Origin of the sequence: Curvibacter soli, assembly GCF_029211125.1 — a bacterium.
Lineage (GTDB): Bacteria > Pseudomonadota > Gammaproteobacteria > Burkholderiales > Burkholderiaceae_C > Curvibacter_A > Curvibacter_A soli.
On record NZ_JARGEN010000059.1, the window covers coordinates 14,917 to 30,929 of the forward strand.

General features: G+C 50.0%; 11 protein-coding genes and 1 pseudogene. 7 read left to right on the top strand and 5 right to left on the bottom strand.

Annotation, left to right across the window (positions count from 1 at the left end; genetic code table 11):
• Positions 1 to 280 precede the first annotated feature (280 nt).
• Positions 281 to 1,249: pseudogene (locus PY257_RS13270) on the bottom strand (replication-associated recombination protein A); the annotation flags it as partial.
• 181 nt (positions 1,250 to 1,430) lie between these two features.
• Between PY257_RS13270 and PY257_RS13275 the strand changes: the two are divergent.
• Positions 1,431 to 2,702 (top strand): tyrosine-type recombinase/integrase, encoded by a 1,272-nt coding sequence (locus PY257_RS13275; RefSeq protein WP_275742597.1) that lies wholly within the window; start codon positions 1,431 to 1,433, stop codon positions 2,700 to 2,702.
• 48 nt (positions 2,703 to 2,750) lie between these two features.
• Here PY257_RS13275 and PY257_RS13280 read toward each other — a convergent pair whose 3' ends face one another.
• Genes PY257_RS13280 through PY257_RS13290 form a run of 3 tightly spaced genes read right to left on the bottom strand, consistent with a single transcriptional unit; the run spans position 2,751 to position 12,047 of the window.
• Positions 2,751 to 6,056 carry a DEAD/DEAH box helicase family protein gene (locus PY257_RS13280; RefSeq protein WP_275742598.1) on the bottom strand — a complete coding sequence of 1,102 codons (3,306 nt, stop codon included), beginning with the start codon at positions 6,054 to 6,056 and terminating at the stop codon, positions 2,751 to 2,753.
• 2 nt (positions 6,057 to 6,058) lie between these two features.
• Positions 6,059 to 9,136 carry a site-specific DNA-methyltransferase gene (locus PY257_RS13285; protein ID WP_275742600.1) on the bottom strand — a complete coding sequence of 1,026 codons (3,078 nt, stop codon included), beginning with the start codon at positions 9,134 to 9,136 and terminating at the stop codon, positions 6,059 to 6,061.
• Between the two features lie 22 nt (positions 9,137 to 9,158).
• The gene (locus tag PY257_RS13290) at positions 9,159 to 12,047 is read right to left on the bottom strand and encodes an SNF2-related protein (RefSeq protein WP_275742602.1); all 2,889 of its coding nucleotides are present in this window, start codon (positions 12,045 to 12,047) and stop codon (positions 9,159 to 9,161) included.
• Between the two features lie 360 nt (positions 12,048 to 12,407).
• Here PY257_RS13290 and PY257_RS13295 point away from each other — a divergent pair, with 360 nt between their 5' ends.
• Together PY257_RS13295 and PY257_RS13300 are read left to right on the top strand one after the other, a co-directional pair.
• On the top strand, positions 12,408 to 13,031 hold the full coding sequence (locus tag PY257_RS13295; RefSeq protein ID WP_275742604.1) for a hypothetical protein: 624 nt from the start codon (positions 12,408 to 12,410) through the stop codon (positions 13,029 to 13,031).
• 60 nt (positions 13,032 to 13,091) lie between these two features.
• Positions 13,092 to 13,544, top strand: a complete 453-nt coding sequence (locus tag PY257_RS13300; RefSeq protein ID WP_275742606.1) for a hypothetical protein — start codon at positions 13,092 to 13,094, stop codon at positions 13,542 to 13,544.
• A 23-nt stretch (positions 13,545 to 13,567) separates the two neighbouring features.
• Here the strand turns inward: PY257_RS13300 and PY257_RS13305 are convergent, their stop codons facing one another.
• Entirely contained in the window at positions 13,568 to 14,422 is an 855-nt protein-coding gene (locus PY257_RS13305) for a hypothetical protein (protein WP_275742608.1), read from the bottom strand.
• A gap of 110 nt (positions 14,423 to 14,532) precedes the next feature.
• Between PY257_RS13305 and PY257_RS13310 the strand changes: the two genes are divergently transcribed.
• From PY257_RS13310 to PY257_RS13325, 4 genes are all read left to right on the top strand, one after another.
• Entirely contained in the window at positions 14,533 to 14,823 is a 291-nt protein-coding gene (locus PY257_RS13310; protein WP_275742610.1) for a hypothetical protein, read from the top strand.
• A gap of 36 nt (positions 14,824 to 14,859) precedes the next feature.
• Complete coding sequence (locus tag PY257_RS13315; protein ID WP_275742612.1) at positions 14,860 to 15,225, top strand: hypothetical protein; 366 nt, start codon at positions 14,860 to 14,862, stop codon at positions 15,223 to 15,225.
• A 20-nt stretch (positions 15,226 to 15,245) separates the two neighbouring features.
• Complete coding sequence (locus PY257_RS13320; protein ID WP_275742614.1) at positions 15,246 to 15,644, top strand: hypothetical protein; 399 nt, start codon at positions 15,246 to 15,248, stop codon at positions 15,642 to 15,644.
• A gap of 145 nt (positions 15,645 to 15,789) precedes the next feature.
• On the top strand, positions 15,790 to 15,963 hold the full coding sequence (locus PY257_RS13325; protein ID WP_275742616.1) for a hypothetical protein: 174 nt from the start codon (positions 15,790 to 15,792) through the stop codon (positions 15,961 to 15,963).
• Positions 15,964 to 16,013 lie beyond the last annotated feature (50 nt).

The following is a 16,013-nucleotide window of genomic DNA, read 5'->3' on the forward strand; positions in this document are numbered from 1 at the left end:
CGCTGTGGTTTGCGCCTTGCCCTGCGCCAAAACGCATCGCTTTTATTGGTGCCGCCAAGCATCGAACACTGCACTAGCAAAAAACCCGCCAGGGACGGGCCGCGCGGGTTGGAGGTGGCGCATTGTAGCCAGGGCCCCGCAAGGCCGGAAATCACGGCCAGAAAGGGTTTTCCCGGGCATTCGGGCTGAATCAGCGCGAATTTCACTGCATTAGAAATACTGATTGAACCGATTTGCCAGTCCTCCTGCTTATCGCAGGCCCGGCCATCGGCCACAGTCTTCAGCCTTTTCTGCCGGCCTCCTCGTCGAGTTGCCTCAGGTGGGCGAGTTTGTCGGCGATCTTGGCCTCCAGCCCGCGCGGCACCGGCTGGTACCAGCCCGGCTCGGGCATGCCGTCGGGCAGGTAGGTTTCACCCGCCGCGTAGGCCTCGGGCTCGTCGTGGGCGTAGCGGTACGCCTTGCCGTGCCCCAGTTCCTTCATGAGCTTGGTGGGCGCGTTGCGCAGGTGGATGGGCACCTCGCGCGACTTGTCCTTGCGCACGAACGCGCGAGCCTGGTTGTAGGCCGTGTAGCCCGCGTTGCTCTTGGGCGCGATGGCCAGGTAGATCACGGCCTGGCCCAGCGCCAGTTCGCCTTCGGGCGAGCCCAGGCGCTCGTAGGTGGCGGCGGCGTCACCCGCGATCTGCATGGCGCGCGGATCGGCCAGGCCGATGTCCTCCCACGCCATGCGCACGATGCGCCGCGCCAGGTAGCGCGCGTCGGCGCCGCCGTCGAGCATGCGGGTGAGCCAGTAGAGCGCGGCGTCGGGGTGCGAGCCGCGCACGGACTTGTGCAGCGCCGATATCTGGTCGTAGAAGTTGTCGCCGCCCTTGTCGAAGCGGCGGGCGTTGAGCGTCAGCGCGTTCTGCAGGAAAGCGGCGTCCACCGCCTGCACGCCCGCGGCGCGCGCCGCCGTGTCGGCCTGCTCCAGCAGGTTGAGCAGCCGGCGCGCGTCGCCATCGGCATAGCCCACCAGCGTGTCCACGGCGGCATCGTCGAGCCGCAGGCGCGTCAGCACCTTGGCCTGCGCCCGCCCCGCCAGCAGCCGGAGTTCGTCGTCCGTCAGGGACTGCAGCACGTAGACCTGGGCACGCGACAGCAGGGCCGAGTTGACCTCGAACGAGGGATTCTCGGTCGTCGCGCCCACGAAGGTCACCAGGCCGGACTCCACGAACGGCAGCAATCCGTCTTGCTGGCTCTTGTTGAAACGGTCACTAAAGCACTGTACTTTGTTATAAAATAACGACTTACAACGATTTTTAACAGGCTTTTCGGCACAAATTTCTTGAACGCGGCACAAATTTGGCACAAACTTTTTTCTTTGTGCCGATCTGGCTTTTAGCATTCTGCGGCCGCACATTTTTGCAGCCACACCACATGAAGGATTTAGCATGTCCGTCTATACCGTTGAGTATTCCCGCAAGAATCCAGAGACCAAGCGGAACATCACAGTAGTCAAATACCGTGCCCAGGTAAAGCACAACGGCAAGGTTCATACCAAGCTGTGTGACACCGAGCTAGAAGCCAAGAATTGGGAAGCCCAGAAGGAAAAAGAGCTATCGGGCATGGCCACGGTAGAGAACCTGATCACCGAAGCGAACAAGATCACCATGAGAATGCTCTTGGCGGAGCACTTCAAGCAACACCTGTCCAAACAGAGCCCCAACTCCTACAAGACCAATCACAATCGCAGTCTAAGGGCCATTCCTGAGTTCAAGATTCCATACGAGCTGATTCACAAGCGGATCAACAAGTACAAGTACAGCAAGACGATTGTGCAGGCAATCATTGAGCAGACCCGAAATGATTCCTTTGACTACATGAAGGACGGAATTCCATTTGGCGATTTTTTCGTTGAGACTGTTGATATGCAGCTTATCATTGCCTACATCAAGGCAAGAAAGGTGAAGGCCAACACCCTACTTCGTGAGCTTTCTACAATTTCGGGCGCCTTCACCCACGCCTATAAATACTTCACTGAATTTGAAGATGGTCTTGAAAACCCCGTGAAGAAACTCCCCAGAAACGAGAAGCCCAAGCCTGACAACAGTAGAAGAACCATAATCAATGAAGAACAAACATTGAAGATTGCAGAATATCTACAAATGAAGGCCAACCAAGAGCCCTACTATTGCTTCATCCAGTGCATCTACTCAGGCTGCCGCCGTGTTGAGTGTCTTTCAATGGAATGGGAAAACATTGATTGGAAAAACAAGACCGTCTTGATCCCAAAAACAAAAAACGGAAAGCCCCGTGACATCCCCATTGAGCCTTCTTTCCTTGAATACCTGAACGAACAAAGGAAGGAAAAAGGCAAAGTGTTCAAGCTGACCTACTTCAACATGCGCGCTTATTGGGTTGAAGCAACGAAGCAACTTGGCTACTACGATAACGAAAGAGAACGGCTTTACTTCCATGACACAAGAAGGACCGCCATCACGAACAACCTACGTCAAGCCGAAGGCAACAACTTCAAGCTTGCCAAGGTCTTCGGATTGAAGACGACCGAGATTGAAAAGCAGAAAGTTGCCATTGACCAAGACCTGTCAGGCATCATTCGCAAGCTGCAAAATGGCGAGAAACTGACACCCAAGGAAATCAGCTTGCTGGCTGGTCACAGCAGCACCAATGTGACCAATGACACCTACAATGCCGACCGCTAAAAATGGCAGCAGCCAAGAGACCACGGTTTGGAACCGTGGTCTCCAAAATCACAGCACCCCAGTCCGTTCAAACATTTTCTTCAGGTAAGCCGGCCCACCTTCGTCCATGAAGAGAACATTCCGCTCTTCCAGTTCCTGTTGCTTGCAAGTCACATTCAGCAAGTCGCCAAATGCCGTCCCAGACAGAATGAATGCATTCAAGGTCAGCTTGGGGTCCCCCAGTTTTTCCTGAAGCACCTTCACTTCCTTGTATAGACCCAACTTGGGATCGGTCAGGTTCATCTGCCGAATGCCCTTCGGATCAATGAAGTTCAGGCACTGCTGACCCGTTTCTTCATCTACCAGCCATAGCAGGTAGTCGGGGTAAAAATTGCCCGCCAAGGCAAAGCCCAGCCCCTTGGCTTTGGTATCGGCATTGCGCAGCAGATAGAGACTTCGCTTACCGATGATCTGTTGCCCCAATGGCGACTGATAGAAAGCTTCCAGGTCCCGAACAAACTGGATTTCGCTGGGTGCATCAAAAGCAAGGGGACGCATTTTTAGCGGAACCGCGCCTTCAATGGCGAACAGGGGGTAATACAGATGACTGTCAAAACAGATCGCTACCATCTGACCCGCATTCCACTGACTCGCTTCGCCCAGCTTGCCATCCCGCACCAACGCTTGGAGCTGCTTCAGTTTCTTCTCGTAGGCTTCACCGTCTTCGGTGTCTTCAATCTCAAACTGATAAACCTTGAGCAGCGTGTCGTCGTCTTCCTTGACGGTCACGATGTCGTAAAACTGCCCTTCATACGCGGACTTCAACGACTTGTAGAACCTGTCGGTGTAGTCCTGAAGCAGACGGATCAGAATTTCTTCCTGTTTGAGAATGTCGGCAAAGCCACGAATGCTCAGTTCAGACTTCGGGATGAACAACGTGTACCAGTCATGATGGTCCAGGCAAAAATCCATCAGGCGAGCCCGGTCTAGTCGCAGATTGCTCCAGCTTCGCAGTTGCTTGAACTCTTGCACCGCCAGGTAGATGCGATCAAAGTCAAACAGTGCCATGGTTTCACTGGCAATCTTGCCCATGTGCCGAATATTGCCTTCAGGACCAGCCCCGCCCTTGTCCTGACTGGCCAGTGCTTCCAGCTTGGGATACAAGTCCAAGGTGATGTGGGCTTCCTTGATCTTGCCCGCAAACTCAGCAGGCACTTCATAGAGCCACGGATAAACGGTGCGCTTGAATCCCTTGATCTGGTTGTCCTTGTAGCCATCCTTCAACGACAGGGTTTTGAGCTTGCTCTTCGGAAGATTGGGCCGAGTCTCAAAATCCAGTTCAATGATTTCGTCGGTCGGGGTGATCCCTTCTTCTTTCAGGTATTCCTTGAAGGCGGCCATGTAGCCCGCATTCACGCCAAAAATATTCAGGGTTTCCAAGCGTTCAAGGTGTGCCCCTTTTGGCCGTTGGGCCGGTGTGCTGCGCTTGAGAGAGTAATCCCGCCCTTTCAGACGAACACCACGCCCGAACAACTGGATGATCTGAGAGCCTTCGCCCTTCCCCATGTTCAGCAGACCCATGGTGGAAACCCGCCAACTACTCCAGCCTTCAGTGAATTTTCGGGAGCCAATCAGAACATGCAACTCGCTGTCCTTGTTGTTCAGTGTGCCAAACACCGACCCGCCGAAGTCATCCGCTTCCGTGTCAAAAAGTGCCAAGTTTTCTGGCTTTTCGGCTTCCTTGAAAAAGCCTGCATCGTCACCGATGTTGATCAAGCCGAACGGCTCCGACTCACCCACCCGAAGCACCAGTTCGCCCTTGCTGTTTTTGAGATTGACCACCTTCAGCCGTTGCTTGGCATCAGCATTGAACAAGAGCTTCAGGATGCCGCTGTACACATCATCTGCACTAAACGCCATCAACGGGGTGAAACGGTCATGGAAAATATTGCGACCCTTGCCGTCCAGCAAGCGCGCCGTATTAGCCAGCAAATCCTTCAGCCACAGCTTGGTTTTGGCTTCATCGTTCAGGAACCCCGCAAAGAAACGCAACACATTCAGGATGTCCGAATCTTCACCCGACACCGTATTGCCGACGAACACCCACAAGGGCTTTTCAATGTTGAAATCGGTCAGCTTGTCGCGGTTCGCTCCCCACAGGTATTGCTGCTGGTAGAAGCTCAACAGGCAGGCTGTGAAGTATTGACGGGCAATGTCTTCTTGGCTGAAGTCTTCATCCTTCAGGTTCAGGATGAGCGATTCCTTGCCGTAGCCGTCTTCGTAGAAAAACTTGTAGGAGTAGTCAAACAGAATGCTTTTGGCGTACACCTCACGGGTTGCCAAGGTGCGAGCCCGCCGTTTTTCTTCCGTGGTCAGGGTCAAAGACTGCTTCTGCGACTCATCCAGCTTCTTCAGGTTCGTGGTTTCAAAAAGGACTTTCGCCTTCTTCTTCATCAACTCGGCTTCGGCCTTCTGAACCGTAAAACCCTTGGCAACAGCCTGACCGAAGGTGGCGGAATACTCAAAGGCAAAACCACCACGAACCAGCGTTTCACGGCGAGACATCCAGGCCCCTGCTGCGGTGCCCGTGCCACGGTGGCCTTCATCCACCAGCACCAGGTTTTTGCCTTCAAAGGCTTCAACAGCAACGGTCTTGTCGCCCATTTCGTCGCCCAGCTTGTTGATGTCAATAATCTCAATCGTGCCCTTGAAGACACCACTGCGATTCTTTTCAAACATGCGACTGAAGCCAAAACCCGACAAGTTCAGTTCAGCCAGGTGCTGGCGAGACAAGCCTTCATTCGGCGTGAGCAGAATGATTTTGTCTGGGTAGGTATCCTTGCCGTTTTGGAAATAGTGCAGGTACTGGCGAATATTCACATGCAGCAGCAGGGTCTTGCCGCTACCCGTAGCATTCCAGAAGGCGAGCTTGTTCAGCTCGTCAGCATTGAACGGCTGAAAGCGGTTATCCGCATCGGCCTGCTTGTTGTAGGTTTTCAGTTGCTCGTTCAGGCCATCCAGCAAGGCTTGGGGCTTGTTGAAATACCAGTCCAGATAAATCTCTGTGAAGAGCAGAGACAGATACTGGAAATACTTCATATTGAGAACGGTGCCCTCAAGCTTGTTACGCCGTTCGGTAATGGCGTTCCAGTGCTGGACGATGTTCAGGTCATAGCGGCGAAGCTCTTGCTCACTGAACCGATCCACTTCAAACAGGTTCTGAGTCAGCTCATGAAAGAAGCCGGTTTGCCCATCATCATCTATGCCTTCGTGCCGATCTTCACCCAGACGAACTTTCAGACCGGCAAGACTGCCCCCCTTGAAGAAGCCCAACAACCACTGGTTAAGAACAAGCTGTTTGTGAAAGCTGGCCATGGTCAAGCTTCCGTGTTGAACATGCGGGACATGAATTCAGGTTCGATCTGGCGAATCTTCAGTGTCTTGGTGATACCCCCTTCGGCTTCCGTACTGGTGAAGACCGCCGGAATGTTGTGATCACCATTGATGTACACCACATCAAATTCACTGTCGGCAGGATTGATCGCCAGCTTGTCGCACAAGCGGTTGAGTTCGTCATAGGACAGTTTTTCAACATCACGCCACAGCACCAGAGCTTTTTCGCCAGACGGAAGCACACCCGTAACGGCGACAAACCCCCGGTCAATTTGCATATCTACATGCTTGACCCGCAGGCCAATCAAGTAGTTGAAGGTTTCCACCAGGTCAATGGTTCGCTCTTCATAGGCCCCCGCAGAATCTACCGTTACCTTCAATTTGAAGTCAAAAGGGTTCTTGAACTGATCAACTGACAGCAAGGAGCCACGGCTTTCTACATCCAGCATGTATCGCAGTAGATAGTCTTCCTTCGCTTCTGACGGCATAGACTCAAGAAGACTTTGCTGTGCTTTGGAACGGATCAGATGAAGATTGTTCAGCGTATCCTCATAGCTCTCAAGTTTAAGAACTTTGAAAGCATGGGAGATTCCTGTTTGAGGTGCTGTCGCCTTGCCATCCTTCCAGTCTGCGGAAAAAACCACTTTTTGGATGCGAGGCTTTGTTACGGTATCAAAGTATTCGCCTTGCTCAACAATAATGTACTTTCGCTGCCCTTTGTCTTCGCGGTTCAGATTGATTACAGCGTGTCCTGTTGTGGCAGAACCGCCGAAGTAGTCAAGAATAATTGGGTTTGAGTCATCCGCAGTTGAGATATGAATACACCGCTTTACGAGATTTATCGATTTAGGAAAATCAAATCGCTTCTCACCAAACATGTCAATCAGTAGGGTGTTTCCATAGTTCCCAGCATCAAACTCTCCGCCAGTCCAAACAGTTTTTGGGACAGTAAGTTCGTGTGTGACAAATAAATCAAGTGCGCCATCTACCTCAATGACGGTTATGCGATTTAGGTTGCGATGTATGGACTCCAAACCGAAGTTCCATCGCCGTTCTTCACCATCTTGGTCAATTGGCCAAATTTCAATTTCTCCATTTGGCATATATACATTTTTACCCGCAGGATGGAATTCGTCTTCAGGCACTGAACCAACTCGAACGATCTTTCCATCTTTCACATAAATTGGGTAGAAAGAAGGGCGCCGGAGGACACGTAGCGAATTTTCACCCCACCTACGCATTTTTCTTGGCTTGTCATTTTCTTCAGATGTTCTAGCGATATACGTCTTGCTATCAGCTTTTGTGAGGAACAATGCGTACTCATGCACTCTATTAAAGTCTTTGGTAATTGACCCCTTCGGGTTATGAACGACGGAGACCGTTGAAAGCTTGTAGGACGGGGCGGCATCTTCCAGAATAATGGAAAGATTTACCATTTCAGAATCGTCAATAGCAACGACCTTAACTCCGTTGTCGTTGAGGAGCCTCATTGAGAGCGCAAGCCTGTCTTGCATCAGACTTGCCCAAGATGAATGCTTGTATTCGTTCTTGTAAAGAATCGGAGTTGAATTTGTATTGTATGGCGGATCGATATAAACACACTTGACCTGACCACGATACCGCTCCTGCAACAGATTTAATGCCTGAAAGTTGTCGCTATGTATCAGCAGTCCGTTCAAGTTCTCATCCAGAGAGTCAATTATTGAAATCAGGGAATGTTTGAATTTGACGTCAAAAAGAGCCGTATCAACCATTAGGAATTGATGACGTTTCAGATAGCCAATACCATCTTTACCACCTTGATTAAATAGGTCTTCTTTGCCCTCCAACATCCCAAGTTCGCCCCACTGCTCCCACTGCTTTTTGTTAGCCACCACCTCTGAGTAAAGACTCTCTGGAACACGATCAAGAGTGATGCAGTAGTTGGTGCTAACGACAAACTTCTTCTTCAGCCAAAGCTTCTTCTGGAAGTTTTCAAGTTGTGCAAGAAAGGTGATCAAATCCAGTGCAATAGCACGAAGTGTCTGGATTAGGCGAAGTGATTTCTCAATGACAGAAAACGTCTCTGCCGATTGCACATCGTCAAGATGCATCACTTCATTCTTGATATAGAAGTCCAGTTCGCGACAAAGAAAACCACCCAAGTCTTTATGAATGAAGTAGTCGGCTGAATTCTTCGTGGTATAGCTGGTCAGGCTCTTTTCCAACAAAGTTCGTTGCGGATTTTTCTCTGTCGGTTCTCTTCGGCTCAGGTCCAGCCAACGCGCTTGAACAGCAGGATCGGCAAGAATGGCATCAACGGCCTGGGATACCAAAACATCCTGCTTGCTGCCTTTTGGCATGGCCTTGTAATCAAAGCGAATCACCAGCTCGTTGCCGACTTCTTCAATCGGCAAATACTCTTGCTCATACTCATCGCCGTTCTCATCCAGAAGGGTTCTGGTGTGCTGGTTAATGAGAACAAAGCGCCGTTCCTTGTCATTGTCCTTGCGGTTGTCTTTGGCAGTATCCGCAGCCACCAGACGAAACTTGACGGTGCGACCATCATCCAGCTTGAAGCCATAGTTGGAGAAGTTCTCGCCGCTCTTGGTGTAATACTGATCTTTGTTCGCCCAGTGCAACACCACTTCTTCCCCGGCATAGGGAATGGCATAAGTATCACCCTTGTAGCGCCGCTGGCTGATGAAGTCGCCCTTCTCGTAGTAGCGGGAAAAGAAGGTCAGCAAATGGGTGAAAACAGCGTTTTCGTGTTCAGCCCCGCCAGACCCCAGATCAGCAATTTTCTGCCGCAGTTCCTTGACCTTGGGCACGGTGTCGGGGTCCATGCCGTCAGCCCGATACTGGGTTTCCTTGTCCTTCAGCTCTTTTTGCAAGGCTTTCAAGTTGCCCGCGCCAGAGGCAGAAAGACTTTCAGCAACTTTTGCTTTTAGTCCGTTCTCAAGGTAGTCATTGATCTCCCCCACACGGGTATTGAGTATCCGATAGACCCCAAAGTCCAGTTCAGGACGATCAATTTGAAAAATCTCTTTTAGCTTGCGAACCAGGTCGTCGTATTTGCTCATGTTCTCACTCGTTTAATCATTTTTAGACCACTGCCCACTCTAGGGAAAACAGGGTTTTGGATTCGGTTTTTTGGGTCAGACGTTTTTCCAGCGACTCAATCAGGGCATCCCGTTTTTCAATGATGTCGTCTTCCACTTGAAAAATTTCCTGTCGCTGTCGGCGCTGCTGCTTTTCCAGCTTTTGGATACGTTGCTGTATCTCGTGCTGTTCGTCCAGGTTCGTAGCCAGCCTGGCCTGCCGCTGTGCAATCTTGATCTGCTCTTTGGTGTCCCGCAGGGCCTTTTCAGCCGCCAGAACCAAGTCATCAGCCCATTTTTCCAGTTTCTCACGGGCTTCATTGAAGTGCTTGTTGTTCGCTTCCAAGGACTGGCTGATGGTGGCTTTGGCATGGCGCTGGGACTCTGCCGCGAGTCTCGTCACCACCGAGTCAGGAATTGTCGTCGGAACGGCGCTGTCGGCCATGCAGTTGAACAACTTTTCGCAGGTTTCTTGCTCAAGGGGTGAGCCACCGGCATCCACGGCAGAGAACAGCAAATACTCTTCCCGCTCGTAGCTGTCTATCGCCAAGGCTGTCAGGGTCAGGTAGCCCCGCTTACCCCGCAGCGACTCCACCAGGTGCAGGCGGGTTGGGTGCTGGCTGACATTGAAAATCACCTTGGCAACGGGGGTATCCAATGCCTTGGCCTGATCAATCACATACTCGCCCAGCGGGTGCGACAGTCGGTAAAGGTAAGTACCGTAGTCGGGATCATCCTTCGCTATGGACTTGGGCCCTGACTTGGAAATCAGGTGATAGCGACCCGCAGGGATGCTTTGCGAAGGTGGCTTTGCAATATCAAAAGCAAGGTTTTCGTTATCAAACCGGGCTTGGTCACGGAGCATGAACTGAGTGACTGACCAGAACCGTTTGCTGAATTTGTCTAGCTGGGCCTTGGTGTCGGACAACTGAACCCGCAAACGCTCATGGACATCTTCGTCAAAATTCTCAAGCAACATCTTTCGGGTGTCGCTCATCCTTGCTTGGATGCGCTCGTCCATTTCAGCTTGCAGGGCTTTGAAGGCAGTTTCGATTTCTTCTGGGGTTCTGCATTCCTGATAGATGGTCAGGATGCGCTTCTCAAAATCCACCCCTGATTCAATGCTGCCCAGCACTTCATCGGAAGCCCCGAACACCCCGTTGAACAGGTTGAATTTTTCGGTCAGTAGCTCCAGCACACGGCGATCTGCCTGGTTACGCTCGTTCAGAAAGTTGATGACGACCACATCATGCTTCTGACCATAACGGTGGCAACGGCCAATCCGCTGTTCAACCCGCTGGGGATTCCAAGGCAAGTCGTAGTTGATGACCAAGGAACAGAACTGGATATTCACCCCTTCCGCCGCCGCTTCGGTGGCGATCAGGATGGTGCCCGTGTCCCTGAAATACTCAATCAGGGCCGTCCGAATATCAATGTCACGAGAGCCAGCAATCCGACCCGTGCCTTGGTTGGCCATCAACCACTTCTCATAGATGGCGGTGGCTTCAGGGCTGTTGTTGGTGCCACTGAACAGAACAACTTGCCCGGCATAGCCGTTCGCTTCAAGGTATTCCTTCAGGTAAAACTGTGTCCTTCGGGATTCGGTAAAGATCAGTGCTTTCTTCTGTGCCCCAGTGACGGCCATCTGCTCAAAACCAATATCCAAGGCCGACAACAGGCTTCTGGTTTTGGTGTCGGTGCCGATGCTTCGTGCCAGTTCAGCCAATTCAGCCAGCAGGCGGATTTCTTCATTGAGTTGCTTGCGGTCTATGTCTTGTGGCTGGGTGTCGCCGTCTTCTTCAAGCTCATCCAGTTCCAGGATCTCGTCCAGCAAATCGCCTTCAATGTCTTCGTCGGTAATCAGTGACTCGGCAAAATCGGGGTCATCCTGCACTTTTTCATCCCGCAACGCTTCCAGCCGGAGCTTCATGGTTTCCAAAGTGCCTGCCACTGCCAAGGACGAAGAAGCCAACAATTTGCGAAGAATCAGCTCTGTCAGGTGTCGTTGCCGATGCGGGATGGCGTAGCTGTTGGGACGGGTCAGAAATTCGCTGACCGCTTCATAGAGCCGGTGCTCATCATCCGTGGGACTGAAGGGCCGAGTGATTGCTTTTCGCTCTGTGTAACGGATGTATTCAGTAACCTGATTGCGAAGGGTGCGACGGCAAAACCCCGACAGCCGCTCCCGCAAACCTTCCAAGTCTCCCCCTGCCGACACATACTGACTACGGAAGGCATTCACATCACCAAAGATGTGGTCATCTATGAGCGTGGCCAGTCCATACAGCTCAAGCAGGGAGTTTTGCAAGGGGGTTGCCGTTAGCAACAGCTTGCGGCAATCTTCCATGGCCCACCGAAGACCTTGACCAATCTTGTTGCTCTCACGGTAGGAGTTGCGTAGTTTGTGGGCTTCGTCAATGACTGCCAGGTCCCACTGAATCGCCTTGAGCTCATCCCGAATCTTGTGAGCATAGTTGTAGGACAGGACAACAATCGCCTTCTGGTTCAGCGGTGACTTGCCCTGTTTCAGGAAATCACGGGAAGTCTTGGCATCCAGCACCACGGCGGGCAAGTTGAATTTTTCTTCCAGTTCAAGCGCCCATTGCTTGCGCAACGAGGCAGGGCAAATGACCAGCAGACGGCGACGGCGCTCAGACCAATACTGGCAAAGAACGATCCCCGCTTCAATGGTCTTGCCCAAACCGACTTCATCAGCCAGGAGCACGCCCTTGGAGAGTGGCGACTTCAAGGCAAACAGGGCGGCTTCAATCTGGTGGGGGTTCAGGTCGACACTGGCGTCAAACAGGGACTGAGACAGACGACCGACGTCATTGGGAGCATGCCGTCTGGTCAGCTCGTGAGCAAAATACTTGGCATGGAAGGAAGTGATCATGGCCCTGAACTGTCTAGTTATGTGTTCAACAAGGGGACACCGCCCCCCCAAGGAACCGGGCTCGTCAGCATCCGATGCAACGGCACCCCATCATTCTAAGCCACTACCCCTTGTCATAGACAGTCTTGACAAGCTTGTCATCATGCACAAGTACAAGTTTTCAACAAAGACGACAATGCCAAGGATCAAGATCAATTTCAGCTTAAGATGCCCGCAAAATAGCATTCAATGAAAACATCAACTTCATATTGCGACAGGGCATTGACGTCCAAAAAGTTGGTGCTATGATCCACCAAGAACAACAAACCAACTTGAAGCTTTGTTGAACCAGACAGTCTCACAACCTTGAAAGGACTCCAGATGATTTTCCCACAACAAGCTGAACTTGAAGAAATTGCCAAAAAAGTTCCTGATGGTTTGACTCAAGATGAATTAGAAAAGCTTGGAAAATTAACTGCAAAGAAAATTGAATGGCAACAAAAACGTGATGCTGAAATCACAGGAATTATTGATTCCATCAAGACAAATAAGATTGAACTAACTCGTCTAATTGGCAAGGCATACACCACTGATGATCTGAAAGCCGCAGCCGTTCATTTTAACTTGATTGCAAGTGACAAAGAGCAGAAACAAGGTACAGGTAATAAGAAGGACAAACTGATTGTCGGGACCTTCAAGCTTGCCGACTACGGATTTACTGCCGAACCACAAGCCGATGGCACTCTTCCTACCGAATTTGAATGGGACTTCAATAACGGCCCCCGTGGCTCTTCTTGGAAGCAGAAATTTGTGCAGGCCATCATTGCCAAAGGGGTTGATGACTGCATGGCCAAAATCACCCCCGACTTCAAGGCATGGCTGGAGATTTCCCGTCCTGATGGTCGGAACCCAAATAAGCGGGTTTATGAAAACAAAGCGGCTTTCTATAAAGCCTTTGGCCTTAAGGGTGACGGTACCCCTTCAAAGTCAAAGAAGACTGCCTAACCAACACAGCAGATTCACCACCAGCCCACTTCGGTGGGCTTTTTTACGCGAGTAACCCATATGCACGGACGACCGAGCAAACTGGATCAATCAGGCATTTATGCCAGCCCGAACACAGCCCTTGGACAAGAGATCGCCCGTGCTTTGGTTGAGCAAGGCGAATTCTATTTTTCCAGCAGCCAGCAAATTCTGGATGCCTTTGGGCAAGCCTTTGAACGAGCAGACACGCAGCAAGCCATAGACAACATCCTGACCTTCACCAAACAACTCAAGGAACTGGGTTGCCACATGCGGGAGTTTGGCTATCGGGTGATTGACGACAGCCAAGGTAAATACGCCCTGACCTACACGGTTGAGAGCTACCAATACGAGAACGATCCGCTATGGGTCAATGAAGTCTTCACCTTGGACGTGCCGCTGATCATGCTCATCAACATCTTCGCCAGCCACTGGAATGCTTGCCATGAGAAGGCTCCCATGCAGGACATCATCAATGTAGCGAACGGCAATTAGCAGAACTTCGCCTATGACCAGAATCAAAGTGAAGTCATAAAATACTCAGCCACTTCAACTCCATAGTTATCCTTCACTGCTTCAACGATACCTTGCTTCAAATAAGCAGGTGCGTTTCTTAAACGCCGATCTTTGCTTTCGTTGCAAAGGCAAACCAAGGCAGCAACTCCACAAACGTAGTCTTTGTTTAGCAAGTCTGCACGATTATTTGAATTACTAGGTTTTGGTTCGTATTTCTCGCCTTTAAGGCGAGCCCACATCTCACGAACTTCAGCAACTGACTCGCCAATGATTTTAGAAGTCGCTTTAGCTTCCCGATAGGATTGAGCAATGATATTTGCTTGGTGATCACAAATCTCCGAGAACTGACGATAGTGAAATGGTCGGTTTTCAAAGTCAGGGTCAAGTTCCCGAAGCAAGTCTTCATCAAGGTCGGGAAATTTTAAGTAGTGCCTAGGGATAACGATCTCTAGCAGTGCCTGGCACTTGTCATGCAGTTTCATCGTTGAAATTGCTTTGTGATGAAGCAACATCCAAGGTTCAGACTTCGTGAATCGCTCAAGAAGCCTATCTACATGGCTTCCGCATGCCGCAGCATCGTCATTCAGCACATCCCATATTGGGGATAGCCAAACTTCTGCTGTGCCAGGCAACTTTTGGCCAACAACAGTAACCGTCCCCGGCATGGGACGCCGCTTACCGCTCTGATACATCCCCCACAAGCTGGGCGAATTCACAACATTCAACCGAGTATCCAAGACGGACAGCTTGTCTGTGCCGAGTGCGGCTAGACACGCCTGCACCCATGCCTTCCCACGCAGACGCCGTGGCTGATCAGGCTCATCAATTTCATCACCAATGTCGAGATTTTCGCTCATACCACAATTTCGCCTGCCTGTCAAATACCCAATTCTGATTTTGGGTTCAACGAATAAAAAACAAGAAGTTCAAAATACACACACTTTAACAACAAACGAAAGGAAACAAAATGAAAACAATAATAGATGCTATCAAGAACAAGCAAATGCTTGTTGTTGTGTACAAAGGATTACCACGAATCATTGAACCACACATTGTCGGCACCGCAGCAAATGGTAATGAGTATGTTCGTGGATTCCAAACAGGTGGAACAAGCTGCACTGATGGTTATGGCTGGAAGATCATGAACACTGAAAAGATTCAGATGGTTTCATTGCTTCCCAACCAATTCTTCCCCAATGCGAGAAAAGACTTTACCAGAAATGATCCGCTCATTACCACTGCGTATGCAACCGTTTAAACAAATAACAACTAACCAACCAAAAAAGGAGATGCTATGAAAAACAAAAAACAACTTGGCAAATTACTCAACAAAGGCATGAGCAAGTTGAGTCACAACCAAATCAAAGGGTCAATTCTTACCAGCTTCATGGTCTATCAGGAATGCATTTTACATGACCGTGAAACCCCAAAAAGCCCTTGGTTTCACTTCCTTGACCTAGTAGCGCTTATGTGGGGCTACTACGGTGATCTTGACTTACACATTGACAAGATGGAAGAGCGATTGACAGCAGTTGTAGAAAGCTTCAAGTCCCGCTCAGATATTGAAATCTTTGTGCAGTCTGTGGGTGACTTCAAAGAAGAGCACGACAGGTATTTGGAAAATCTCAGCCAGATGTATGACCAAGTTATCAAAATTTAACAACAAAGAAAGGAATCACCATGCAAGACGCAATCGACTTTTATCGCAACAAATCAAACGAATTTTTAGCAAAGGCTTATGCATCACAGATCTACTCCGACATATGGAAAAAAATCTCAGAAGGATTTGAATGCAAAACCATTAAAGAATTCTACAAGGAATGCTCTACGGAAGAGCTTTTAGAAGTCACAACCTGGACCAACACTGTCTTTGGCAAAGAGCTTTGTGATGCGGTTGATTATGCGATTGACTATACATTAGCTGAAGAGGATACAGAAATCAGCAATGTAGCTGAAATAGAAATTGAAGCATTTCATTTTGGTGATCTGAAGTTTTTGGTAAAACTCAGATTGATTGATCCAGAACACAAGAAGGAAAAGTTTATTGAATCAATGAAACGAAATAGCTTTTACACCTAAGCAGAAATAGCTACTCCAGACACTTGGGGAAAGACCAGGGTGCCTGGGGATGCCGGTGAAAATCCGACTATTTCATTGACAACATTTTCAATCTTGACAATCAGAAATATTTTGCTATGTACAGATAAACCACAGGAGACATCAAATGATCAAAGAATCAAAAAAGAACAACTTCTTCAATGTCGTCATTGACGACAAGCTAATGAAGGATATTCGTGAGTTAAGACAAGCTGGCGTGAACTGGCAAGCACTGACTCGCAACTTTCTTCAAGGAAAAGCAGAAGAGTTCAAAAACAACGAAACATTCACTATGAAGTAAAAAAACAAAATGCGACTCGCCAAAGTCGCATCGATGAAAAAACAAACAAC

Excerpts from the sequence above, each read along its gene's own strand:
- PY257_RS13325 (WP_275742616.1), top strand. The coding sequence starts at position 15,790 with ATGATCAAAGAATCAAAAAAGAACAACTTCTTCAATGTCGTCATTGAC.
- PY257_RS13295 (WP_275742604.1), top strand. The coding sequence starts at position 12,408 with ATGATTTTCCCACAACAAGCTGAACTTGAAGAAATTGCCAAAAAAGTT.
- PY257_RS13275 (WP_275742597.1), top strand. The coding sequence starts at position 1,431 with ATGTCCGTCTATACCGTTGAGTATTCCCGCAAGAATCCAGAGACCAAG.
- PY257_RS13320 (WP_275742614.1), top strand. The coding sequence starts at position 15,246 with ATGCAAGACGCAATCGACTTTTATCGCAACAAATCAAACGAATTTTTA.
- PY257_RS13310 (WP_275742610.1), top strand. The coding sequence starts at position 14,533 with ATGAAAACAATAATAGATGCTATCAAGAACAAGCAAATGCTTGTTGTT.
- PY257_RS13305 (WP_275742608.1), bottom strand. The coding sequence starts at position 14,422 with ATGAGCGAAAATCTCGACATTGGTGATGAAATTGATGAGCCTGATCAG.
- PY257_RS13285 (WP_275742600.1), bottom strand. The coding sequence starts at position 9,136 with ATGAGCAAATACGACGACCTGGTTCGCAAGCTAAAAGAGATTTTTCAA.
- PY257_RS13300 (WP_275742606.1), top strand. The coding sequence starts at position 13,092 with ATGCACGGACGACCGAGCAAACTGGATCAATCAGGCATTTATGCCAGC.
- PY257_RS13290 (WP_275742602.1), bottom strand. The coding sequence starts at position 12,047 with ATGATCACTTCCTTCCATGCCAAGTATTTTGCTCACGAGCTGACCAGA.
- PY257_RS13315 (WP_275742612.1), top strand. The coding sequence starts at position 14,860 with ATGAAAAACAAAAAACAACTTGGCAAATTACTCAACAAAGGCATGAGC.
- PY257_RS13280 (WP_275742598.1), bottom strand. The coding sequence starts at position 6,056 with ATGGCCAGCTTTCACAAACAGCTTGTTCTTAACCAGTGGTTGTTGGGC.